Here is a 23,626-nt window from a genome sequence, read left to right on the forward strand (position 1 = left end):
GGCGTTCTCCCTGTGCGATTACTTAAATTCAGCCTGATCGAAGATCAACGAGCCATCTGCCAGAATGTAAACGCCAGAGAGATTTTTCGCTTTACCCACCAGGTTGTCCGGCGTACCCAGGAATACCACAGGCGCATCACCCCAAATCACCTTCTGTGCTTCGGCGTAAGCAGAGGCACGCTTGCCAAGATCAGCGGTAGCCAACCCAGCCATAATGGCTTTATCGGCGGCGGCACTGCTGTAGTAGGCAACGTTATAGGCCGCCGGTACCCAGGATTCGGTGGCATAGAGCGGACGCAGTGCCCAGTCGGCATCACTGGTAGACGGCGACCAGCCGTTGTAGAACAGATCGAATTCTGCATCTTTCGGGTCTTTCACACCGAACAGCTTGGCGTTACGCATCCCGGAATCCATCGGTGTCACGGTGATCTTGATGCCCACCTGTTCCAACTGCTGCTTGAAGAACTGTGCGCTGCGGATGTAATCGGTACGGCTGGTGGTCCACAGCTTGAGGCTGATACCATCCGGGTAGCCCGCTTCTTTCAACAGCGCTTTGGCTTTGGCCGGGTCGTAGCTGTAGCTCGGCGTGGTTTGCGCCTGGAAGAACTGAACGCCCGGAGCCATCGCAGACGTTGCCGGTGTGCCCATGCCCGCGAAGCCGACTTTCAGCCACACATCGCGGTTGATAGCGTAGTTGAGTGCCTGACGCACGCGAATGTCATTCATGGGCGGACGCAGGTTATTCATGGCCAACCAGAACTGATAGATACCGGGGTCACGTTGGATGGCCAGCTTGCTGTCGCTTTGCACGGTGCCTACCAGATCGGACGGCAGCGGATAAATGGCATCAACCTGACTGGATTTCAGGGCCGCCACGCGCGTGGAGTCTTCTGGCGTCGGATAGAACGTCACGCTATCCACTTTTGGCCAGCCTTTCTGCCAGTAGCTGTCATTCTTGACCAGCTTGACGTCTTTGCCTTGCTGCCATTCGGTGAATTTGAACGGACCGGTGCCGACCGGGTGTACACGCAGTTGCTCTTCATCCGGGTATTTCTTCAGCGCTTCCGGACTGTGCATCACGGCAGACGGGTGCGCCAATGTGTTGACGAAGGCGCCGAACGATTTGTTCAGTTCAATCTTCACCTGCGTCGGAGAAAGTACGGTGACGGTTTTCACCATATTGAACAGGCTATTACGCTTTAAGCCTTTGCTCTGATCGGCCAGACGATCCAGGTTGGCTTTGACCGCTTCGGAGTTAAACGGTGCGCCGTCCTGGAAGGTGATGCCTTCGCGCAGCGTGACCACAAACTCGGTTGCATCGTCATTGCTGGTGTATCCGGTTGCCAGGTGCGGTACCAGTTTCATTTGATTATCAAACTGGAACAGGCGCTCGAAGATTCCGCTCTGGATGGAGTAACTCAAGGTGTCTGAGGTGTCGTGCGGGTCAAGCCCGGTAATATCGGCATAGATAGAGATGCGTAGATCTTGTGCCTGAGCCGCAGCGGCCAGACAGAGTGAAAGCCCGAGGGCCAGAGCGGAACGATGTCGTAGTGGCTTCATGGTGTGTCTCCCGGTTAAGAATGAGTCGTACTTTTTCTTGTTCATCAATAACTGTCGTTAGCGACCCAGTGGTGCGGGCCGACTTCCCGATAGGTCATTTTATTGACCGTTTCGCCCGCTTTGCGCAGCGGAGATGGGATCTCGCTGTCATCAAACTGGCGTACGCTGCGCTGCTGGGGGTTATTGAACACCGCCTGACGCGGGCCGATTTCCACAATCTGGCCGAGATACATCACGGCAATGCGGTTGGCGATACGCTCCACCACGGCCATATCGTGGGAAATGAAAATCCATGACACACCGGTTTTTTGTTGCAGATCCATCATCAGGTTCACCACCTGTGCCTGAATGGAGACATCCAGCGCTGAGACGGCTTCATCAGCAATAATGACCTGCGGTTGCAGCGCTATGGCGCGGGCGATGGCGATACGTTGGCGCTGGCCCCCGGAAAACTCGTGCGGGTAGCGGCGGGCGTGTTCGGGGGGCAACCCGACGATTTTCAGCAGTTCCTGTACGCGGGCCAGTCCGTGCTGCAGCAGCGGTTCGGCATCATAGTGCGCGGTTTTCTGTTCACTATCGCTGGATTGTTGTTGCCCCAGCAGAGGGAAACGACGCGGTCACGCGCTGTCACGCATGTCGCCCAACTTCGGTACTGCCGCCAACAGTGCCTGGGTATAAGGATGCTCAGGATGCGCGAAAATTTGCTCAACCGCCCCTTGCTCTACCACTTCGCCACGGTACATCACGACCACGCGATCGGCGATTTCGGCCACCACGCCCATGTCATGGGTAATAAACAGTACGGCAGTGTCGCTCTGCTGCTGAAGATCGCGCAGGATATGCAGAATGCGTGCTTGCACGGTGACATCCAGCGCTGTCGTGGATTCGTCGGCAATCAGCAACTGCGGTTCGCACACCAGCGCTTGTGCAATCATTACGCGTTGGCGCATGCCACCGGAGAGGGATGCCGGGTAGCTTTTCATCACGCGATCCACATCGGCGATACGCACTTTACGCAGCAACTCGCGCGCTTTTTTATCCGCCGTGGCGGCATCGCAAAGCCGGTGGTCGCGCAGCGCTTCCGTCAACTGATCGCCCACTTTCAACACCGGGTTAAGCGAGGTCATCGGTTCCTGAAAGATCATCGCCATGTCGCGTCCGCGCAGTTGGCGGCGATCGTCCTCTTTCATATTCAGCAGATCGTGGCGCTGTCCGTGGCGGGAATGGAAATGAATGCTGCCGCGCTCAATGGCGGCGGAACTGGCCAGCAGACCCATCGCAGTTAACGAAGTAACGGATTTTCCCGAGCCGCTTTCACCCACAATGGCGACGATTTCCCCCTTGTTGACGGAAAATGAGACGCTTTTCAAAGCGACGTGCTTGCCCGATCTACCGCTGAAGCTGACGCTCAGGTCATCGATCTCCAGCACCGGCATTGTGGTTTGTTGGGGGCCGAAGCAGGGAGCGGGGCGGCCTGTGCGTGTTGCGTCATGTGGACTCCGGTTAACAGTGTGGACTCTTGCTGCGTCATAGCCAGATACGTCCGTGGTGATAAGTCAGATAGGGAGAACTGTCGGCGGCCAGCCACAGTGGGCCATCCAGATCGACATAGTCAGCGGCGGCAGCGACCGGTAATGCGGCTTCCATCGCCAGTGAGGAACCGACCAGGCAACCGACCATCAGTTTTAACCCGTGCAGTCGCGCTTCTCGCACCATTGCCAGTGCTTCAGTCAATCCACCACACTTATCCAGCTTGATGTTGATCATCTCGTAACGACGACGGATGCCGGGAATATCTCCGGCGTGACGGCAGCTTTCATCAGCGCAGAGGGGGGATCGGGTGCGCGAAACGCAGTAACTCCTGATCCTTGCCTGCCGGTAACGGTTGCTCAATCAGCGCGATGTTATAGGGCAGCAGTGCGTGACACAGGCTGAGTAAATCGAGCTCTGCCCAGCTTTCCGTGGCATCGACCATCAAGGTGGCCCGTGGTGCGACGTCGCGTACGGCAGCAATTTTCTCAACGATGTCGCTCCGATCGAGCTTGAGCTTTATCACCTGTGCTCCGCGTGAAATCGCATCGTGGGTCGCTGTAACGGTATTTTCCAACGAGGCAATGCTCAGCGTTTCCGTGGTGATCAATGAGGCAGGCTGCTGTATTCCCACTTGTTGCCATACGGTTTGTTTATGGAGCGCGGCATCTAATCGCCACAGTGCGTAATCGAGTGCGTTGCGTGCCGCACCAGGGGGGAGCAGCGTTTGTACTTCATCATCCCTCGATGCACCGTGGGTAACGGCGCTTCGCACCGCATCAAGTTGACGGCAGACACTGGTGGCGGATTCCTGATATTCAAAGGCCGGAGTACACCCATTAAAACTTATAAGAGATTGTTATTAAAAGGTTATTATGACCACGCTCACCGCATTACGCAGTTCCTGTGCACGCTTGCACGGGCGTGCCAGAGAGAGTTTGACGGTCTCAACCTGCATCTGGCGCATCTCGCATATCCCTCTGGTGAATGAATAACCAAAACTATTTCACTCAGGGGAATGACTGACGAATACTTGTTTGTCGGGAGGGTATAACCTCAGGTTATACCCTGATGCAGACGCCAACATTACCCCGCCGATATAGCGAAACGCGCGGCAGCTAAAGTAGGAATTGTTGCCCGAAGGCCGTATAATGCGCGCCAATCAACAGAGCATAACCCGGAGAATCTCATGCGTCCGTCAGGCAGAATTGTACAACAGGTGCGCCCCATCACGCTAACGCGTGGCTATACCAAGCATGCTGAAGGTTCAGTGTTAGTGGCGTTCGGTGACACGAAAGTGCTATGTAACGCGACGGTAGAAGAAGGTGTGCCGCGCTTTCTGAAAGGGCAGGGGAAAGGCTGGGTGACGGCTGAATATGGCATGTTGCCGCGTGCGACCCATAGCCGCAATGCGCGTGAATCTGCCAAGGGTAAACAGGGCGGAAGAACGTTGGAAATCCAGCGCCTTATCGCACGTTCTCTACGCGCTGCTGTTGATCTGGAAAAGCTCGGTGAATACACCATCACGCTGGATTGCGACGTGTTGCAGGCCGATGGCGGTACGCGCACGGCCTCCATTACAGGCGCTTGTGTTGCACTGGCGGATGCGTTCAACAGCATGGTGGTAAAAGGACAACTGAAAGCCAGCCCGCTCAAAGGCATGGTTGCGGCGGTTTCTGTTGGCATCGTTGCCGGTGAAGCGGTGTGCGATCTCGAATACGTGGAAGACTCGGCTGCGGAAACGGACATGAACGTTGTCATGACTGAAGATGGCCGCATGATTGAGGTGCAGGGCACCGCCGAAGGCGAGCCGTTCAGCCATGAAGAACTACTCGCCCTGCTCGCTCTGGCGCGCGGTGGTATTGACACCATCGTTGAGGCACAAAAAGCAGCGCTGGTGCCAGTATCGGTCGCGGGTCTCAAGTAAGCATGACTGGCCTATACCGCCTGTCGTCTCATCAGCCGTTGCCTGGCAGCGGCGTTATCCATTTTTGCAAAGCGACCCCGGCGTCGCTTTTTTATGGCTGGCATTTTAGCCATAACCACACTCACCGTGATACGAGGAGATGCAGTAATGAAAGCCTATCAGCGCCAATTTATAGAATTTGCACTTAGCAAACAGGTATTAAAATTCGGCGAGTTCACATTGAAATCCGGACGCGTCAGCCCCTATTTTTTCAATGCCGGGCTGTTCAATACCGGGCGCGATCTGGCGCTATTGGGCCGTTTTTATGCTGAAGCGTTGGTGGATGCCGGTATCACCTTTGATGTGCTATTTGGGCCCGCTTACAAAGGGATTCCGATCGCTACGACCACTGCGGTGGCGTTGGCTGAACACCATGAAACCGATGTGCCTTATTGCTTTAACCGCAAAGAGGCCAAAGATCACGGGGAAGGTGGCAATCTGGTCGGCAGCGCGCTGCAAGGCCGCATCATGCTGGTCGATGACGTGATTACTGCGGGCACCGCCATTCGCGAATCCATGGGGATTATTGCTGCTAACGGTGCGACGCTTGCCGGGGTGTTGATTGCACTGGATCGTCAGGAGCGTGGCACTGGCGCTATTTCTGCCATTCAGGAAGTGGAACGCGATTATCAGTGCCAGGTGATTTCCATTATTGCACTGCAAGACTTGATAAGCTTTTTGGCAGAAAAACCAGAGATGGCCGTGCACTTGGATGCGGTGAAGGCCTATCGCGATCGGTATGGTATTTCTGCGTAGCCGTATCGTTTATGTTATTTGGAATAACGCACGCTTTTATGAATTTCGTGCGTTACTCAATTTTCTAATAACGCTGTCAACTCTGGTTCGCCATTAGCTATTTTTTGCAATATCGACAAGGCATTAATGTCTTCAAAATATGTTATTTGTTTATTGCATAATTGCATAATTGCATAATTGCATAATTGCATAATTGCATTAGAAATTTTGATCTTGTCTCTATAAGCGTGTCTATCATTTTAGCCAATTTTTTGTATTGTATACTGTGTTTTTTTAATACATCAGAGGTAAATAAAACTTTTTTCATGTCGTTATCACGACCGGTATTATACATCATCTCAAGACTGCCGGTCTTTTCCATTATTTTGTGGCTCAATTTATTAAATTCGCGTATTTTTTCCGTTTGCCCTTTTGAAATGCAATGAGTATTTTGGTATGCCTCTATTTTTGCTGTTGTTTTTATTTTTTCCTTGCTTCTAAAACTTCTTTGCAGTAAACAACTAATTCATTACATTTTTTTGATAATTCTTTTATTTCTTTATTATGTGTTGAGTTATATTTAAATAAATTGCTTATGGCGAGGATTTTGACATTTAACTCAATGGTAACCTGTGTTATGTTTAACGGTTTGAAAAGTAAATCATTACCGCTAAGTTCTTTTAAATATTTATTTCCTAATATTTGTTCTATTAATTCTCGTTCAATAGCGCAGCGATTCTTTATATAATACTTAGATCGATGGAATGGCAAGGAAGGCGTTAGCGATGATAAATTTTTTTCAATGTTTATTTTTATTTCATTAATTTCAGAAAGCAATTTTTCGTCCAGATTTTTTGTTATTATTCCCTGTCTTAAGACTGAGGTTTTTTTGCAATATAAATTTTTTGCCTCGTTAATAAACTCTATTTTTTAGAGGAAGAAAGCATTCTCTCATTTATACAATATGTATCCCTGTTAGAAGATGTTAAGCTATTGTTTATGGATGAAAAGTAAACTTGTTGTAAGGCTTTGATTTGATTTTTATTATCATCGGTATTGTCAAATTTTATCCATTCTGATATCTCTTCTTTCCCTTGATTGTTGTAGATTATTCTCAGTGTTAACTCGTCCTCTTCTGATTCGTCGAATTCAATAAAGAAATTCTTACTCTCATTGGTATTTATCAGTTCAAATAATGGTTTTAACCATTTTTCAAAAAAAATTTCAGGGGTGCTATTTAGGTCATCATCGTTATTAAATTTTGATAAAATGTATTGTCTTGTTTTTAATTCAACATTCGGGATTACATTCAATAAATTCAATATGAAATCATAAAACTTAACCCAGTTATCTGATTTTGATTGAATATCTTTACCTCCCGTGATGAGACCATAAATTTGCTCTATGGAAAAATATGTATTCCCAACTGAAATGGTTGTTGTCATTTTTGCCTTCCTTATGCATTTTTAACACCCCAATTATAATATTGATCCCAAAAGATAAGAATATAAGGTAAATCGCTTAATCTGGATCTTAGTCCAATGTGGATATATAAAGATGTGGTGCAAAGGGGGCTACGCCTGTTCTTGCTTCAAAGTAAAAACAGGCTTTGAGGATAGAATAATATTGGGTATTGAAGACGGATTAAAAAATTTGTGCAGCCAACAACGGCCAACGGGTATCAAATTCCTGTGTTGGCCGGAAACGGAATTCAGAGCGAACATAGCGTGACAGCATACCTTCGCAGAAAGCGAGCAGTTGGCTGGCAAGTAGTGACTCATCATGCGCAAGGGCTTTACCCTCTCGCAGCTTATGCTCGCGCAACACCTGTTTAAGCTGCGATTCAATGCGTTCAAACAGCTGGTTAATACGTCCTTGCAGGCGATCTTGTTCGAACATTAGCGCATGGCCGGTCAGGATACGCGTCAGGCCGGGGTTGCGTTCCGCAAAGCCCAACATGAGTAACAAAATCAGCCGCAAACGTTGGAAAGTATCTTTCTCATCTTGCAGAATCAGATTGATACGTGTTGTCAGCGAATCCTCAATAAACTCGATAAGGCTATCAAACATCCGCGTTTTGCTGGGAAAGTATCGATAGAGTGCGGCTTCGGAAACCCCGACCATTGCGGCAAGCTTTGCGGTGGTGATGCGTTGGCTGCCATCGCTGGATTCCAGCATCTGTGCTAACGCTTGCAAGATTTCCTCGCGGCGATTCCTTTTCGTATTCTCTTTCTCTGCCATGTCAGAAGAGACCCTTGATCAAAAATAAGCTGACAACCATTTATTAGCGTCGCAGTTGTTGATAACGCTGCGGCTTATGTTCTTTTAGTTCTGAATAAACACTACAAAGACACGCGATTGACCGCGTGTCTATCGGGTAATGCACGGTATACCGATTTTTGGATCAATGGCGACCGGAATGACCGAAACCGCCTTCTCCGCGTTCTGTACCCACAAAATCATCAACGATGTTGAATTCAGCCTGAACGACGGGAACAAACACCATCTGTGCGAGGCGCTCACCGGGTTCGATAGTAAATGCCTGTTGGCTACGGTTCCAAACGGAAACCATCAGTTGTCCCTGATAATCAGAGTCGATAAGCCCAACCAGATTGCCTAATACTACGCCGTGCTTATGCCCTAAACCTGAGCGAGGGAGAATAACGGCAGCCAGGCTGGGATCGGCGATATGAATAGCGATACCTGTCGGTACCAGTATCGTATCCCCAGCTGCCAGTGCAATCCCCTCATCAATACAGGCGCTCAGGTCAAGCCCTGCTGACCCTGCGGTGGCATAGGTCGGTAACGGGAACCGCTGACCAATGCGTGAATCAAGAATTTTTACGTCGATTTTTTTCATCATAACGGCGGACAATCTCATCGATTAAATGTTGGCCAAGGAGGCGCTTTTCGCACAGAGGTAAGCGGGTGTCGCCCTCCGGCCAAAACAGGTGTAATGCGTTGGTGTCACTGTTGAATCCCTGCCCTGAGAGGGATACGTCGTTAGCGCAAATCAGGTCCAGATTTTTACGCGCCAGTTTTTGTCGCGCGTATTCTTCCACATTCTGGGTTTCGGCAGCAAATCCAACGACGAAAGGGCGAGACTCGGACATGGCCGCAACCCCTGCGATAATATCTGGGTTTTTGACCAGTGTTACACTCATTTCATCACCCTGTTTTTTAATTTTTTCGTCGGCGATCTGTTGGGCCCGGTAATCGGCTACTGCGGCACAGCCGATGACGATGTGCTGCTGTGCGGCATGGGCCATTACGGCTTGTTGCATTTCCAATGCGCTGGCGACATCGATGCGCTGCACGCCTGCCGGCGTCGGCAATGACACCGGGCCGGCGACCAGCGTAACCTGGGCACCGCGTGCCGCTGCTGTCTGGGCGATGGCGAATCCCATCTTGCCTGAACTGTGATTGGTAATGAAACGTACCGGATCCAACGCTTCACGCGTTGGCCCCGCTGTGATCATAATGTTGAGATGTTGCAGATCGTTGACGCGCGAAAAATGCGTTTCAGCGAGTTCAACGATCGTCAGCGGATCCAGCATTCTACCGGGACCCACATCACCGCAGGCTTGGCTGCCGCTGTCTGGTCCCCAAACCAGGCTACTGCGTCGTACCAAAGTGGCAAGATTCTCTTGTGTCGGTGTGGCGCGATACATCTGCTGATTCATGGCTGGTGCGATAGCGATGGGCGCAGCCGTTGCCAGACAAAGCGTGGTGAGCAGGTCGTTAGCCATGCCAGCGGCTAAGCGTGCAATCACATCTGCCGTTGCGGGGGCAAGGATAACCAGATCCGCCCATTTCCCGAGCTCAATATGTCCCATCGATGCTTCAGCGGCAGGATCAAGCAGATCGTCTGATACCGGGTATCCCGAAACCGCCTGAAGCGTGAGTGGCGTGATAAATGCCTTCGCGGCGGGTGTCATTACCACGCGTACTTCTGCACCGCGATCGCGCAGACGTCTGACAATCTCGGGACACTTGTAAGCAGCAATACCGCCGCTGATACCGAGCACGATTTTTTTACCGGAGAGCCCGGGCTGGTTGGAAAATCCCGTCATCATCTTTGTCCGATTAACGCCTAAGAGGAAACATTTTATCATAATCTTGCCGGATGAGAGGAATCTTACTCGCGTTTGCGCATGTTCTTGATACTTGGTTGTAAGGAATCTTGCGTGCTGTTACGCAGGTGTCTACTCGAGTTCTCGCGGTGTTTCCTTGAGCCTGCCATGATATAATAACGATGGAAAGGAGGCGCAACGGTGTGGATTGACGATCAGGCTCCGCGTGAAAAGCTTATTGCCTCGGGGGCTGAAGCGCTTACGGACGTAGAACTGTTGGCCATCTTTCTGCGAACCGGGCTGCCAGGTGTTCACGTGATGGCGCTGTCGGAACAACTGCTGCATCATTTTGGCTCCCTCTATCATGCCATGATGGCGGAACAACACACGTTTTGCGCTGTAAAAGGGATGGGGGTGGTTAAATTTGTGCAATTTCAGGCGGTGGCGGAACTGGCTCGTCGGCTCTACGCAACGCGTTTGGTGAAGGAAAAAGCGATGCTGAATCCTGATCTGACCATACAGTATCTGCAATCGGCGTTGGCACATCAGGCGAGGGAGATTTTTACCGCACTATTTCTTGATAATCAGCATCGTGTGATTCGCCATCAAGAAATGTTTGCTGGTACGATCGCCAGCGTTGAGGTGCATCCAAGAGAAATTGTGCGTGAAGCGTTAAAAGCCAATGCGGCGGCGCTCATTCTGGCGCATAATCACCCTTCCGGGGACGCAGAGCCGAGTAGTGCCGATCGTATGATAACGACGCATATTATTCAGGCATGCGCATTGATGGACATTCGCGTCCTCGATCACCTGGTAATTGGGCGTGGTGAGTACGTATCATTTGCCGAGCGAGGCTGGATTTAACACATTTTCCGCGATCCTTAGGGATCTTTCGCTGCTCGGGACTTGAGCACATCCGCGCTAGAGCGTACACTACGCCACCTTTGAGAATCTTGGGTGTGGCGTCAAGAGCCTATCTCGGCAGGTTTACCCTGATGACAGCATCTTTACTTGTAAAGCTACTGAGATGGGCTCTAAAGCCTGACGAGGCGGCCAACATCCTCTACGAAGCTCGAGCTGATTTGATTTTTGGAGAATAGACATGTCCCGAGTCTGCCAAGTTACTGGCAAGCGTCCGGTGACCGGTAATAACCGTTCCCACGCACTGAATGCGACCAAACGCCGTTTTCTGCCGAACCTGCATTCCCATCGTTTCTGGGTTGAAGGCGAAAAACGCTTTGTAACGCTGCGCGTATCTGCTAAAGGTATGCGTGTTATCGATAAGAAGGGTATCGAAGCGGTCCTGGCCGATCTGCGTACCCGTGGTGAAAAGTACTAAGGAACTGAATCATGGCTAAAGGTGTTCGCGAGAAGATCAAGCTGGTTTCTTCTGCCGGTACTGGTCATTACTACACGACGACGAAGAACAAGCGCACTAAGCCGGAAAAACTGGAACTGAAGAAATTCGATCCGGTTGTCCGTCAGCATGTGATCTATAAAGAAGCTAAAATCAAGTAATTTTAGTGGACTTATGAAAAACCCGGCCAAGGCCGGGTTTTTTTATGCTACGTTAGCCGCGGGCGTGTTCAGGAGGATAAAATGCCGGAATTACCAGAGGTAGAAACTAGCCGCCGTGGAATATCACCGTATCTTGTCGGGCACACTATCCTGCATGTTGATGTGCGTAACGCCCGCTTGCGTTGGCCAGTCTCTAGCGAGATTCTTTCGTTAAGCGACCAACCTATTCTAAGTATCGAACGTCGTGCAAAATACCTGCTGTTTGCATTGCCTGGTGGCTGGATTATTGTGCATCTGGGCATGTCTGGCAGTTTGCGCATCCTGCCGGAATATCTCCCGCCCGCTAAACACGATCATGTGGATATGGTCATGGACAACGGCCATGTGCTGCGTTATACCGATCCCCGGCGTTTTGGTGCCTGGCTGTGGACGACAGATCTTGAATCAAGTAGCGTACTTGCTCACCTCGGCCCGGAACCATTGAGTGAGGAATTCTCTCCCGACTATCTCTATCAACGGTCTCGCGGTAAGCACACTGCCATCAAGCAGTGGGTGATGGATAACAAGGTTGTGGTCGGCGTAGGAAATATTTATGCCAGCGAATCCCTGTTTATGGCGGGTATTCACCCTGATCGTGCGGCAGGTTCGCTAAGCGAATCAGAATCTAATCATTTATTTCAGTCGATAAAGCTGGTGTTACAGCGCTCGATTGAGCAAGGCGGAACAACGCTAAGGGATTTCTTACAGTCAGATGGTAAACCAGGGTATTTTGCGCAGGAATTGCAGGTTTATGGTCGGGCGGGGGAGCTTTGCAGAGTATGCGGAACGCCGCTGTTAATGAAAAAACATGGGCAGCGTAGTACGTTTTATTGTCGCTGCTGTCAGAAGTGATGCCTGATAAGCAACGCCTACGTAGTTGTATGTAATGGCGAATCTAAATGTGAATCAATAAGATAATATGACTGAGGATTTTATCGGTGAATCAAGAGTACTCTACTGCTGCACGACACCCGCTTGATAAGCAGCATATAAAACTGACCTATGTGACGCACTTTTATTCCAATCAAAACAATATGGATTCAGTGTTTTCCTTGCTCCGGCTGTACGAAAAGTTGCCGGAATACATGAGAACAGCAGTGGAATTTGTTGTCGTGGATGATGGCTCACCCATTGAGTACGATGTTGGTGAATATGATTTGAATATCAAATGGTTGAAAGAGGATATTCGTTGGAGCCAGGCTGGTGCACGGAATTTAGGCGTCACCTATGCGAAATCAGATAAAATCCTAATTACTGATCTTGACCATGAGTTACCAGAAACTACATTTCGTTATATGATAAATTGCCGTAACCCTGGGAGAAATTTTTACAAAATATATCGTGAAAGTCGTGTTGATGGTGCGATGAAAAGAGGAAAGGTATGTAATATTGGGGATCTCTATTACGGACACCCGAATACTTTCTTCATGTCTCGTGCGCAGTTTATGCGTTTCTTCGGGTACGATGAAGAGTTTGCTGGTAACTATGGCGCAGAAGATTTTCGCTTTGTTAAATACCAAAAATACCAATGATCACGGCAGCACTATATGCCTAAAAAATTTCTGTGCTACGAGCGAAACGTTAATCGCGATGAAAGCTATCACTCTTTGAATCGTGATCTTTCTGGTAATACCCCAATAGATTTGAGAAAAAAGGAAGAGTGTTCTTTGTTTGGTGATGGATACGGGCAGAGCCGCATTTTTCTTAACTTCACTTGGGACATCGTGTATCGCATATCGCAATAACTTAGTGCCTAAAGAACTACCTCCGCTAAAAAAATGGTGGCGGTCATTGTGGTGGTTCCGCTATATGTTTGCCTCTTTGGCTCGCTGAATAGTCGCTACTTTTGCCCTACGAAATCCCCAAGGATAGGACTGCTAATTAGGTACTATATCACAATTGACTCCTTCTAAGTCGCTAAGAACGTCAACAAGCGATGTGTGTACCTTAATATTGGTGGGGCATTTCGTAGGGGGCTATCCACGAGCTTAATACGCACAATTCCGATGAATGAAGCGGGCTAATACCTTAGTTCTAATCTTTTATTCTCAGTCTGCTACTTATCTTGGGCTGTTATTCACACCATCAGTGGATCCTGCTGTTCGGTTAGATTGGGGTAAGTACATGGTGAACAACAAATTGTTAACATCCCCGGTACTACTGAAAAGCAGAGAGTATTTTGCCATTATTATCTCTTCAATAGGCCGGGATGTTTCTTATTTTCATTTCTATGAGCTATGAGCTCTATTTGACTAATTCGTTTAACCACTCTTGGATGTCATTCTCATCATAGCCGCGATGGAAACGATATCGCCATGGGTAAACCTTTTCTTTTATATTTCCGCTTACTCGAAGAATTTTTGCATCGCAAATAAACTTAGCGGGATTTCCAGAAAAAAGTTGACCATTAGGAATATTTGATTTAACAACGCTCCCTGCAGCTACAACAGCATCCTTACCTATTATAACTCCGGGCAAAATTAATGCCTTTGCTGCTAAGACCACAAAATCTTCAATCGTTACTCCCAGAAGTATTTCACTAGGTGGAGTAGGATCATTTGTTAAGAGAACCTCAGGAAACATCCAAACATAATTTCCTACTTTGGATTTTTTTCCAATATGCACATCAGCATGCATCTTTGTGTAATTACCAATCGCACAATCACCCTGAATATCTCCTCGCGAGCCAAGTTGTACGTTGCAACCTATACTACTATTTTCACGGATTGTTATATGGTGTCCAGAAGTAAAATTGGCACCTAAGGTTGAACCTACATATAAACAGCTGTGGCTGCGTATCTTTGCATTCTCTCCAATAGATAAAGCATTGCTATTAGCTAGGTGTGTTGGTATCCCCAATTCACAATAGCTGTCAATTGTAACGTTATCGCCGATCTCTACATAGTCATGAACTGTGCAAAATGGCCCAATGTTTACATTTTTCCCTATTTTTGCGTTTGGGGAAATAATGGCGCTAGGATGTATCATTATTATGCTGTACTCCCTGCATCAATAGTGAAGGTTGTTCCGGTTATTCCAGATGCATTTTCTGAAAGTAAAAATAAAATTGCATTAGCAGCATCACTTACATTGGCCAAACGTCCCAGGCAACTTCTACGTTTGATTTTATCTAGTTTTTCCCCAATTAAACTACCTGTCATACTTGTTTCCATATAGCCAGGCGCTAATGTATTTACTGTTATTTTTGCCTTGCCCAGTTCTCTAGCGAGTGATTTTGTAAAACCCCCGAGTGCTGCTTTGGTTGCTGCATAGACACTAAGGCCATTAAAACCTGTAGAACCTATAATTGAGCCTACGTTGATAATCCGGCCCTCTTGATTCAACAGCATTGCGCGCGATACATATTTAGTAATAAGTATAGGCGCTTCTATATTTATCCTAATAAGATGGCTAATGTCCGTTTCATGCATTGTTGATAACACACCATCACCACCAATAGCTGCATTATTTATGAGGGAATATGGCCTTCCGTGAGTTTTAGTTATACGTTTAACTAAGCTTGCAATATCTTTAGTGTTTTCAAAGTCAAATTGATAAAAATGCACATGGCTAAATTTATTCTTGAGCTCCTGATATTCAGGAGTCTCAGCACGACTAATACCAATTATTTCGTAACCAGAAGACGCAAGTAGGCGAGATGTTTCTAATCCTAGCCCTTTTGCTGCCCCTGTTATTATCACACTTTTCATATTAGTTCCTGATTTTCTTGCCTGTTGTATTTATCTCAATTTGGTCAACAAATTTTATTATCGCAGGTATTTCAAAAGATTCAAGTTTATCTCTGCAAAAATTAATAATTTCTTTTTTTATATCTTTATTGCTCAGATGACTAACAGATTTTTTCAGCACTATTTCAGCAGAGACTATCGCTCCTAGAATAGGGTTTTTCTTGGATGATACTTTAGCCATTGAAACAAAGTCAGATTTCTCCAAGACTGCTTCAATTTTCTCAGGCATGACTTTATTCCCTCCAACGTTAATAGTACCACTATCTCTTCCGAGGAAATAAACTCTCTGGCCTTCGATTTTTACTAAATCACCAGTATTTAAAAAACCATTTTTATCAATATCAATCGTTCCACTTAAGAACCGAGTGCAACCATGTTCACTTTTTACCCACAAGATCCCGTTATCTACTTTTAGTTGGTAGCCAGTAAAAGATTTTTTTTCTAAATATTCTGATGGAAAACCTTCCATTTTATCTTTTACTGCAAAGCCAACCCCTGCTTCAGTAGATGCATAGATGTGGGTAATCTTCGCATTTTGATAACTTTTCAATAAAGCGTTTAATACATTCTGAGTACTAATCTCACCACCTAATGTTATTTGTTTTAATGGAATAAGATTATGTTCTGGAACCATTAACACTTTTCGCCAAAATGACGGAGTTGCTGACATACAATTAACTTTGTTTTTATAAAAAACATCCACTACATGATTAATTGTATCCTGAGGTTCGCAAAGAACTAGCTTAGAACCAGATGCAATAGTCTGTAAATAAACCTGCAGACCGGCAAATCTATTTATATCGTAGCATAGTCCCCATGTGAAAAGGCTTCCTTTATTAACATCACTCTTAGCTGTAGACATTAATGAACTTAATGTATAGCTTGCTAACTTTGGTACCCCAGAGGTTCCTGACGTCGCGAGTAAAAAGTCATCATGGTTTTCTCGCTGTGATTTTTCACAGCATGTGAATGTTTGCTTGTCGACTGACTTTATAGCACCTTGCAATAGCTTTATTACAAACTGGATATTTGCTGATTGATAAAATATCTCTGCTGTAGCTTGTTCGATATCTGGTGCTTGAAGAAACAAACTGGATGATATTGCATCTAAACCAGGAATCAATATAGCTAGACTTTCTCGATCCGATGAGATAACAGCACAGTTTTTTCCCTCTAGCTGAGGGTACTTCTCTTTAATTTCATAATATAATTTCGTGATGTCGCCAAAACTATATTTTTTTGTATTTGTGACTAAAAATTCCCGATCTGGAGGGATACGTTTGATATAGTCAATTAGGTTACTTTTCATTGTGGTTTTCATAGATGCCTACAAATTCACCAAATGTTTTCGGGTAAACTGCATCTTGCATTTCTTGGAATGGATCAAAATCTAACTCTTCTTCGAGAAGAGCTACTAAAATAGCGAAGCCGAGAGAATCTAATCCACTCTCAAGTAATATGATATCATCTGAAATTGTATCGTAATGTTTATCTACATTAGTTTGTTCTAATGCATCATTAAATTTTTCAATAATGATATTTCTCATTGTAGTTACCCCTTCATAAAAAAGAAAAAATTCTAACATGGTATACTTGGAGGGAGAATAGCCTAAATAAGACAGAAAGGCCTGCATCCTTCAGTATATTAGTCGGTGTATTGAAACGAGCTCATTCGCCTTGGCTGATGTAAAATCAGTATATGCAGGCTGCCAGAGATGGTGTTACATAGGCAGTTACTTTTACAACAACTGGTTCGATGCTTTTAATAACCGCCAACTGTGAATGTATCGGCTAATAATATAACAATATGGAACATAAAAAAAGTGTTCTTACTTATATGGATGCTATGTATATTTTGTTAGCTCTAATTTCTCTTTTAGCGCTATCCCAATTGGAGTTGGTAAGAAGTGAGAAACGTCACCGCCGTGACGGGCTACTTCCTTTACCAAGGAGGACGAAATAAATGACCACTCCTCCGACGGCATCAGGAATACGCTTTCTAGCGTTGGTAAGAGGTGTGAATTCATCTTCGCCAGTTGTAATTCATACTCGAAATCTGAAACTGCACGCAGCCCACGGATTAGTATGTTTGCCTGTTGCTGCTGTGCGAAGTGTGCCATTAAATCCGAGAAACCGACTACTTCGACGTTTGGCAGGTGTTGGGTTGTGTGTTTTGCCAGAATGACGCGTTCATCGAGTGTAAACAGGGTGTTTTTACTTGGACTCGCGGCAATGGCTAATACAATATGATCAAACAGTCGAGACGCACGCGTAAGCAGGTCGAGGTGTCCATTGGTTAAGGGATCAAAAGTTCCAGGGTAAATCGCTTTGGTAACCATAGAAAGTCCTTAACCTGTATATAGCCCATTAAATGGATGAATTGGATCGTTGAGGTAAGTAGGGTTCTAACAGTGATAACAGGCGTTGCAATGCACCTTGGTTTTGGTGCAAAACTTCTACGGCGTGACGACCATAATAAAGCCGATAATCCTCATCAGCCAGCAAACTAGTCACTTCTTTAACAATACTTGTTGTATCGTTTACTGTGATTAATCCACCTGCGTTAGAAAGCTTTTGACAGATATCTTTAAAATTGAAGGTATGTGGTCCCATGAGCACTGGGAGTGCGTGTGCTGCCGGCTCTAATGGGTTGTGACCACCACTCTCGATAAGGCTTCCCCCCACAAATGCCAAGTCGGCAATCCCATAAAGCAGCATGAGTTCCCCCATCGTATCGCCAATAACCACCTGAGTTTCTAAGGAAGGTACTTCACCACTACTGCGGAGGCTATACGTGAATCCTAAGTTGTTTGTCAGTGCTTGCGTTGTAGAAAACCTTTCCGGATGGCGTGGGACTAGAATTAGCAACAGATTGGGGAAACGTCTTAACAGTTCGCTATGAGCTGCTAAGATCATTGCTTCTTCGCCTTCATGTGTGCTGGTGGCAATCCACACAGGACGGCGTGAGGCCCACTGGCGGCGCAGTGCAACTGCTCGGGCGGCTAGCTCAGGGGTGACAGAAATATCAAATTTCAGGCTACCAGTGATGGCTAAATGTGAACGTTGCAGACCTAGATCGATAAATCGTTCTCCATCTTCCTGAGTTTGCGCGGCAATTAATGTGATGCGGCGTAAAATACTGCGCATAAAGAACCCGATTTTTTTGTAGCCTGTTGCCGAACGCTCAGAAAGCCGAGCATTGGCAATGACCAGCGGAATATCGCGCCGATAGAGCTCGGTAATCAGATTTGGCCATAGCTCAGTTTCCATGATAATCACTAACTTCGGGTTCGCCTGATCAAAAAATCGCTTCAGCGCACAGGGGAGATCATAAGGAAGATATACGTGATAGACATCATTGCCGAAGGCTGAGCGAACACGTTCAGAGCCTGTTGGCGTCATCGTTGTTACCGTAATGGGTAATGACGGGTAGCGATGACGTAGCGCTCTGACGAGTGGAATGGCTGCCAATGTTTCGCCAACCGAGACGGAATGCAACATAATGCCATTTAGTTTCACCTTTTCCGCGCAAAAGCCATAGCGCTCGCCCCAACGGCGACGGTATGCAGGGGCTTTGCGCCCACGCAACCACAGGCGAAGCCAGACTAGCGGTTGGAAAAGATAAAGTAGGATGGTGTAAAAGGTTTGTAGCATCAGTCTTGGCTATTTTAGAGTTATCACAGTAGTGATTTTATCGTATTAATGGCAAGAAGGCTAATGAGAATGTATCATATCTTCTCTGTAATCTAGTTTGATTTGAAATCAGAATAATGTACGCTTGCTCGGTGTGCTCTTTTTTTTTGCGTAACTGAACTTAAAAAAGCAAAATAAGGTAACAGTACGAATATTGTGCGCCTTTCTTTCTTTTCTATAAATAAGCCTAAAAATTTTTTTTAGTATATCCTGCTCATTGGCTAAGGTTTTTTTTATTTGATGCTGAATCCTGTGGTCTAATAAAAGTTGTGTCGCTCGGTTGTTGATGGTAAATATGCTGATATATTCTTCAAATTTGCTATTAGCAATAATATGACACATCCAAGAAATCAATACTCTTGGGTTTTCGCGTTCGCTCCAATATCTGTCGAGATACTCAGTCACAATTCTTATTTGTCGAGACGTTTTTTTGTGTATATTGTTTTCGTGTAGTCGATAAAAACAAGCATTCTTGCGAGTAATTTCGAATTCATAGGTTGGATTGGCTAGCATATATCTAAAGATTTTTGTTCTTAAAACTATGTCATCGCCTATGATATCCTCATCAAAAGCACCGACTTCATCGACGATCGATTTTCTGAAAATGGCACCTTGAATATAGAAAGCACCAAATTCATTATACTCTAGCTCTAATAAGTCTTTAGTATTGCAATCTGTCATTGAATCTAGAACAAGAGTGTGGTTGTCACTTATAATAAATCCCTTACTATTTATATTCACAACTTTTGATGAAGCAATTAGAGCAAGATCAGAGTTTTTGGCCATCTTATTGATTTGCCCTAGCATTACTGATGAATTATATATATCATCTAAAGAAATAAAAGATATGAATTGACCATTGGCTTTTTTATAAGCATTATTTAGGTTCTTTCCAATGTTACCAGTATTTTCCTGAGCTATTATCTCCATCCGCAACGGGATTTTCTTTGCTATTTCCTTTAATATCTCTACGCTATTATCTTTTGAACCATCATCAACAATAATTATTTCTGTATTTTTATAATTAATATCAATAATGGATTTTATTGTCTCTTCAAGAAATTCTGCATGGTTATATCCAAGACAACAAATAGAAAATAAAGGCTGGGCATCACCAGGCATTAACAACCTCCACCACACGAGCAACCTCAGCGGTTGTCATTACTGGGCTAATTGGCAAAGAAAGCACTTCGTTGTGGAGTGCTTCTGTAATAGGAAGAGATAAGTTTTCCCATTCTTTATAAGCATCTTGTTTATGAGGAGGTATAGGATAATGTACCAAAGTCTGTATATTGTTATCATTCATATGCTTTATGAGTTCGCTTCTTTGCTTACTCTTTATAACAAATAAATGCCATACGTGTGCCGATGGATTTAGAACAGTCGGCAATGAGATTTTAGAGTTATTTATGTTGTGTAAATAATAATTTGCAATCTCTTGTCTTTTAATAATTTCTCTTTCAAGATAAGGCAGTTTTACAGAAAGCATTGCTGCTTGCATTTCATCTAATCTACTATTTAACCCCTTGTAAAGGTTTTTATATTTTTCATGAGAGCCATAATTTCTTATTGCATTGACGGTATCTCTAAGTTCAGCATCGTTCGTTGTGATTGCTCCTGCATCACCTAATGCACCAAGATTCTTCCCTGGATAAAAACTGAATCCTGCGGCATCACCCCAGTTCCCAGCTTTTCGACCTGCAATGTGTGCACCGTGTGCCTGAGCGCTATCTTCAAGCAATAGCAAATTATGTTCTTTGGCAATTATAGATAATTCATTCATAGGAGCTAATTGACCATACAAATGTACAGCAAGTATGGCTTTTGTTTTCTTTGTTATGGCTTCTTTAACATTCTGAGGTTTAAGGTTAAATGTTTGAATGTTCGGTTCAACTAAGACTGGGACTAAGTTATTCTCAGTAATCGCAAGTATCGATGCAATGTAAGTATTCGTAGGAACGATGACTTCATCACCGTCTTTTAATTTTTTTAATTCTTTCCATGCGCGTAGCACAATACTGAGGGCATCAAGTCCATTTGCAACACCAATCGCAAATTTAGTTCCACAAAAGGAAGCAAACTCACTTTCAAAGTGATTAAGCTCGTTGCCGGAAATATACCATCCAGAATCGATAACTCTGGAGCAGGCATTTTTTAATTCCTCTTGGTATTGCTTGTTTATTAACTGAAGATCTAAGAACTTAATCATTCTGTTTATCAACCATTTTAATTAGTTTGAGGAAATCATTATAATCTCTGATATAATCAGACTCATCGTAGAGCCTGTCTGCAAGCACCATTAGGACACAATCATCAGAGAAATCATGCATTTCTCGCCACATAAAAGACTCTATGAGTAGACCTTGTGCTGGATTATCCAGAAAAATACTTATTTTTTCTTTCCCGTCATCAAGGAGAAAACGGCACGACCCACGAACGGCTATAACAACCTGTTTCAGTTGTTGATGCGCATGAAAGCCGCGCCTTACCCCTTCTTTTGTATTGAACATGTAATATACTCGCTTAATCTCAAAGGGAATATTCTTTTCGTGTTCAAGAGAAATGAGTGAGCCACGTTCATCGCCATGGGTTTGTAGCTGTAAAAATTTAATTTGCATTCCGAGTTAGCCTATTTAGTCGTTATAAAAATAAAACATGATATATTTGTTATGGTTTTATAATATCAAATAATTTTATACATTAACAGATGTCTAAATGTTATTTTTGACACTCAAGGTATATGCAGTTTTTTTCTTCGACATCGGGTTTGATTATGAGTTTTGATCTTGGATGAACGTTTTCGAATGCAAAACGGAGAACGGATATCGCATTAAGGGGGGGTAACTTACCTCTTAATATCTCTCGGATGCAGATCCATAATGTGGTCAACTTGCTTTTCTTTTGATGAGTTTCCCTAAAAAATATCTTAAAATAAAGGAGTTCTAAATATCTAAATGGACTCTTAAATTCATTCTCATTCTCATTCTCATTCTCATTATTAGATGAAAATAAATGATTTATTGAGCCAACACAAAAGGCGTTGACAGAAATATTTTTTTCTATCATATGGTTTATGGTTACGAAAAAGTCGACATCTATACCATAGAAACCTAATTTCTCTTCAAAAACATAACCTCTGTATTTTTCAATTTTATTAATAAGGTCTTTGGATAGTACTATTCCTGAAGTTACAGAGCTCATGTTTGATGTTACAGGGCCCTCGTTGATTAATATATTTTTATCTTTTGATGAGTGTGGGTGACTCTGTATGGCGACGTTATTTTTTTCTGTTATGATTCGGGGGAATATAAGATTGCTTTTTCTATGGGTAGCGATGTTTTGTAAGTACTCTACATTTATTGTTGAGTCTTGATCTAAAATTGCGATGAAGTCAAAATTACCCTTTTTTATAATATAATTATAAATCTTGGAAAGGGAGATGTTTCTTAAGTCTTGATATATAGAGAGGGAGATTCTTTTCTCTTTACATTTTTCGAGATATTCTTCAATGTCATGATCTTCAAATAGATTGGGGCCGTTATTCCATATAAATATTTTGAAATTAATATCTTTATTGTCTGTGTCAAGCAAACTCTGTAATGTTGAAGACTGTGAGATTGACGAATTGTAACTGATAACCAGCGCATTCACATTCATAATGAATTCTCTAATTTTTTATTGTTTTTTATTCTTATAAGTGTGCTTTTAAGATTTTTGTAATAAACATCATCATACAAATTTGAAATCGAATGCTTTATTTCATTGGGTGGCGTATGAATATTTCTGTCTATGATGTTTTTTAATATTGATTGTAACTCAACATAATCCATTGGCTTAAAAAGAGTACCATTGATGTTATTTTTTATAATATCAGCTGGACCAGATGGGCAGTCACTACTGACACAGTAAATACCGAATGACATTGCTTCTGCTAACACCATGCCAAACCCTTCGAATGAGGAGGTTAACAGTAGAGCTGTTACAGCGGGTATATTATTTTGAATATACCCCCAAGGATTATTTTGCCAACCGTGCCAGTGTACGTTCTCATCAACCCCCTGTTTATGAGCATATTCTTGGCATTTTAATCGATCTGAACCATCCCCGATAAAGTGACACTCCCATTTTTGGTTTAAACCAGAAAATGCATCTAACATGTCCTTTATCCGTTTTTGCCCTTCAAATTTTAGTCTGCCAACATAAATAAATACTGCTGGTTGTGAGTTGTCTGGGCGAGGTATAACTTGTGTTACTCGTGATATGGGGTTAAATATCAGTGCGATACGATCAGCAGAAACTCCACGCTCTAACAATTGTTGTTTAATGCCAGAACTAATTGCAAGATGATAATTTGCGAGAAGAACCTGCTTAGAATGCTTCTTGTGATCAAGGGAATAATGTACCCATGAAACCACTGGAACCTTGCTATTGCTTTTTTTGATCGCTAATGAGGAAAAACGGCAAGAGGGCGAATCAAAAGCAATAACGATATCTGGTTGGTTTTGTACTATAAATTTAGCCAGGGCACAGACATAGCTCATACGTCTGAAGAAAGAAATCTTGATTCCGGAATGATGACATACAACGTTCAGCCCCTGTAACCAGTTTTTTTCCATTCTGTCGTCTCGACAGAGAAAATACAATGTATAGTTATTGGATGCTTCTTTATCGTTAGTCAAAAAATGAGTAACTTTCTTTAAGACAGTTTCAATACCACCGAATCCAGAGATGGCTTCGCCAACAAAGAGTATATTCATAATGTT

General features: G+C 44.6%; 23 protein-coding genes and 3 pseudogenes. 7 read left to right on the forward strand and 19 right to left on the reverse strand.

Annotated features, from left to right (window positions below; all coding sequences use genetic code 11):
- Positions 1 to 18: 18 nt before the first annotated feature.
- From ACMZI0_RS07205 to ACMZI0_RS07215, 3 genes and pseudogenes are all read right to left on the reverse strand, one after another.
- Positions 19 to 1,560: a glutathione ABC transporter substrate-binding protein gene (locus ACMZI0_RS07205; RefSeq protein ID WP_415672444.1), complete on the reverse strand. Its 1,542-nt coding sequence runs from the start codon at positions 1,558 to 1,560 to the stop codon at positions 19 to 21.
- 44 nt (positions 1,561 to 1,604) lie between these two features.
- Positions 1,605 to 2,996: pseudogene (locus ACMZI0_RS07210) on the reverse strand (ATP-binding cassette domain-containing protein).
- A gap of 91 nt (positions 2,997 to 3,087) precedes the next feature.
- Positions 3,088 to 3,865, reverse strand: a pseudogene (locus tag ACMZI0_RS07215) (dipeptide epimerase).
- Positions 3,866 to 4,279: 414 nt separating this feature from the next.
- On the opposite strand from ACMZI0_RS07215, the gene rph reads away from it, so the two are divergent.
- Together rph and pyrE are read left to right on the forward strand one after the other, a co-directional pair.
- Positions 4,280 to 5,017: a ribonuclease PH gene (gene rph / locus ACMZI0_RS07220; RefSeq protein WP_415672445.1), complete on the forward strand. Its 738-nt coding sequence runs from the start codon at positions 4,280 to 4,282 to the stop codon at positions 5,015 to 5,017.
- A gap of 147 nt (positions 5,018 to 5,164) precedes the next feature.
- Positions 5,165 to 5,812: an orotate phosphoribosyltransferase gene (gene pyrE / locus ACMZI0_RS07225; protein ID WP_415672446.1), complete on the forward strand. Its 648-nt coding sequence runs from the start codon at positions 5,165 to 5,167 to the stop codon at positions 5,810 to 5,812.
- Positions 5,813 to 6,271: 459 nt separating this feature from the next.
- Here the strand turns inward: pyrE and ACMZI0_RS07230 are convergent, their stop codons facing one another.
- The 5 genes from ACMZI0_RS07230 to coaBC form a co-directional block, all read right to left on the reverse strand.
- The gene (locus ACMZI0_RS07230; protein WP_415672447.1) at positions 6,272 to 6,628 is read right to left on the reverse strand and encodes a hypothetical protein; all 357 of its coding nucleotides are present in this window, start codon (positions 6,626 to 6,628) and stop codon (positions 6,272 to 6,274) included.
- Between the two features lie 86 nt (positions 6,629 to 6,714).
- Entirely contained in the window at positions 6,715 to 7,236 is a 522-nt protein-coding gene (locus tag ACMZI0_RS07235; RefSeq protein WP_415672448.1) for a hypothetical protein, read from the reverse strand.
- A 199-nt stretch (positions 7,237 to 7,435) separates the two neighbouring features.
- Positions 7,436 to 8,032 carry a nucleoid occlusion factor SlmA gene (gene slmA / locus ACMZI0_RS07240; protein WP_415672449.1) on the reverse strand — a complete coding sequence of 199 codons (597 nt, stop codon included), beginning with the start codon at positions 8,030 to 8,032 and terminating at the stop codon, positions 7,436 to 7,438.
- Between the two features lie 163 nt (positions 8,033 to 8,195).
- The gene (dut, locus tag ACMZI0_RS07245; protein ID WP_415672450.1) at positions 8,196 to 8,654 is read right to left on the reverse strand and encodes a dUTP diphosphatase; all 459 of its coding nucleotides are present in this window, start codon (positions 8,652 to 8,654) and stop codon (positions 8,196 to 8,198) included.
- Entirely contained in the window at positions 8,623 to 9,864 is a 1,242-nt protein-coding gene (coaBC, locus tag ACMZI0_RS07250) for a bifunctional phosphopantothenoylcysteine decarboxylase/phosphopantothenate--cysteine ligase CoaBC (RefSeq protein ID WP_415672497.1), read from the reverse strand. Before coaBC ends, dut begins: the two co-directional genes overlap by 32 nt.
- 201 nt (positions 9,865 to 10,065) lie before the next feature.
- Between coaBC and radC the strand changes: the two genes are divergently transcribed.
- From radC to ACMZI0_RS07275, 5 genes and pseudogenes are all read left to right on the forward strand, one after another.
- Complete coding sequence (radC, locus tag ACMZI0_RS07255) at positions 10,066 to 10,728, forward strand: RadC family protein (protein WP_415672451.1); 663 nt, start codon at positions 10,066 to 10,068, stop codon at positions 10,726 to 10,728.
- Positions 10,729 to 10,966: 238 nt separating this feature from the next.
- Positions 10,967 to 11,203, forward strand: coding sequence for a 50S ribosomal protein L28 (rpmB, locus tag ACMZI0_RS07260; protein ID WP_195314938.1), 237 nt, complete (start codon positions 10,967 to 10,969; stop codon positions 11,201 to 11,203).
- 11 nt (positions 11,204 to 11,214) lie between these two features.
- On the forward strand, positions 11,215 to 11,382 hold the full coding sequence (gene rpmG / locus ACMZI0_RS07265) for a 50S ribosomal protein L33 (protein WP_026738454.1): 168 nt from the start codon (positions 11,215 to 11,217) through the stop codon (positions 11,380 to 11,382).
- Positions 11,383 to 11,463: 81 nt separating this feature from the next.
- Complete coding sequence (gene mutM / locus ACMZI0_RS07270) at positions 11,464 to 12,273, forward strand: bifunctional DNA-formamidopyrimidine glycosylase/DNA-(apurinic or apyrimidinic site) lyase (protein WP_415672452.1); 810 nt, start codon at positions 11,464 to 11,466, stop codon at positions 12,271 to 12,273.
- A 182-nt stretch (positions 12,274 to 12,455) separates the two neighbouring features.
- Positions 12,456 to 13,254, forward strand: a pseudogene (locus tag ACMZI0_RS07275) (glycosyltransferase family A protein).
- 411 nt (positions 13,255 to 13,665) lie between these two features.
- Here ACMZI0_RS07275 and ACMZI0_RS07280 read toward each other — a convergent pair.
- The 11 genes from ACMZI0_RS07280 to waaB all read right to left on the reverse strand — a co-directional run bounded on the left by ACMZI0_RS07280 (position 13,666) and on the right by waaB (position 23,620).
- A complete protein-coding gene (locus ACMZI0_RS07280) occupies positions 13,666 to 14,409 on the reverse strand; it encodes an acyltransferase (protein ID WP_415672453.1) in 744 nt (247 codons plus the stop codon).
- Positions 14,410 to 14,411: 2 nt separating this feature from the next.
- On the reverse strand, positions 14,412 to 15,131 hold the full coding sequence (locus tag ACMZI0_RS07285; RefSeq protein WP_415672454.1) for an SDR family NAD(P)-dependent oxidoreductase: 720 nt from the start codon (positions 15,129 to 15,131) through the stop codon (positions 14,412 to 14,414).
- Position 15,132: 1 nt separating this feature from the next.
- Positions 15,133 to 16,479, reverse strand: a complete 1,347-nt coding sequence (locus ACMZI0_RS07290) for an AMP-binding protein (protein WP_415672455.1) — start codon at positions 16,477 to 16,479, stop codon at positions 15,133 to 15,135.
- Positions 16,469 to 16,717: an acyl carrier protein gene (locus ACMZI0_RS07295; RefSeq protein ID WP_415672456.1), complete on the reverse strand. Its 249-nt coding sequence runs from the start codon at positions 16,715 to 16,717 to the stop codon at positions 16,469 to 16,471. Before ACMZI0_RS07295 ends, ACMZI0_RS07290 begins: the two co-directional genes overlap by 11 nt.
- Positions 16,718 to 17,014: 297 nt before the next feature.
- Positions 17,015 to 17,509, reverse strand: coding sequence for a pantetheine-phosphate adenylyltransferase (gene coaD, locus ACMZI0_RS07300; protein ID WP_415672457.1), 495 nt, complete (start codon positions 17,507 to 17,509; stop codon positions 17,015 to 17,017).
- 28 nt (positions 17,510 to 17,537) lie between these two features.
- Entirely contained in the window at positions 17,538 to 18,824 is a 1,287-nt protein-coding gene (gene waaA, locus ACMZI0_RS07305) for a lipid IV(A) 3-deoxy-D-manno-octulosonic acid transferase (protein WP_415672458.1), read from the reverse strand.
- Positions 18,825 to 18,932: 108 nt separating this feature from the next.
- Positions 18,933 to 19,985 (reverse strand): glycosyltransferase family 2 protein, encoded by a 1,053-nt coding sequence (locus ACMZI0_RS07310; protein WP_415672459.1) that lies wholly within the window; start codon positions 19,983 to 19,985, stop codon positions 18,933 to 18,935.
- A complete protein-coding gene (locus ACMZI0_RS07315) occupies positions 19,975 to 21,072 on the reverse strand; it encodes a DegT/DnrJ/EryC1/StrS family aminotransferase (protein ID WP_415672460.1) in 1,098 nt (365 codons plus the stop codon). Before ACMZI0_RS07315 ends, ACMZI0_RS07310 begins: the two co-directional genes overlap by 11 nt.
- Complete coding sequence (locus tag ACMZI0_RS07320; RefSeq protein WP_415672461.1) at positions 21,065 to 21,481, reverse strand: sugar 3,4-ketoisomerase; 417 nt, start codon at positions 21,479 to 21,481, stop codon at positions 21,065 to 21,067. The genes ACMZI0_RS07315 and ACMZI0_RS07320 overlap by 8 nt, the downstream gene beginning before the upstream one ends.
- A 100-nt stretch (positions 21,482 to 21,581) precedes the next feature.
- On the reverse strand, positions 21,582 to 22,520 hold the full coding sequence (locus ACMZI0_RS07325) for a glycosyltransferase family 2 protein (RefSeq protein ID WP_415672462.1): 939 nt from the start codon (positions 22,518 to 22,520) through the stop codon (positions 21,582 to 21,584).
- Positions 22,517 to 23,620 (reverse strand): lipopolysaccharide 1,6-galactosyltransferase, encoded by a 1,104-nt coding sequence (waaB, locus tag ACMZI0_RS07330; RefSeq protein WP_415672463.1) that lies wholly within the window; start codon positions 23,618 to 23,620, stop codon positions 22,517 to 22,519. Before waaB ends, ACMZI0_RS07325 begins: the two co-directional genes overlap by 4 nt.
- Between the last annotated feature and the right edge of the window lie 6 nt (positions 23,621 to 23,626).

This window comes from Symbiopectobacterium sp., from assembly GCF_047692315.1.
GTDB lineage: Bacteria > Pseudomonadota > Gammaproteobacteria > Enterobacterales > Enterobacteriaceae > Symbiopectobacterium.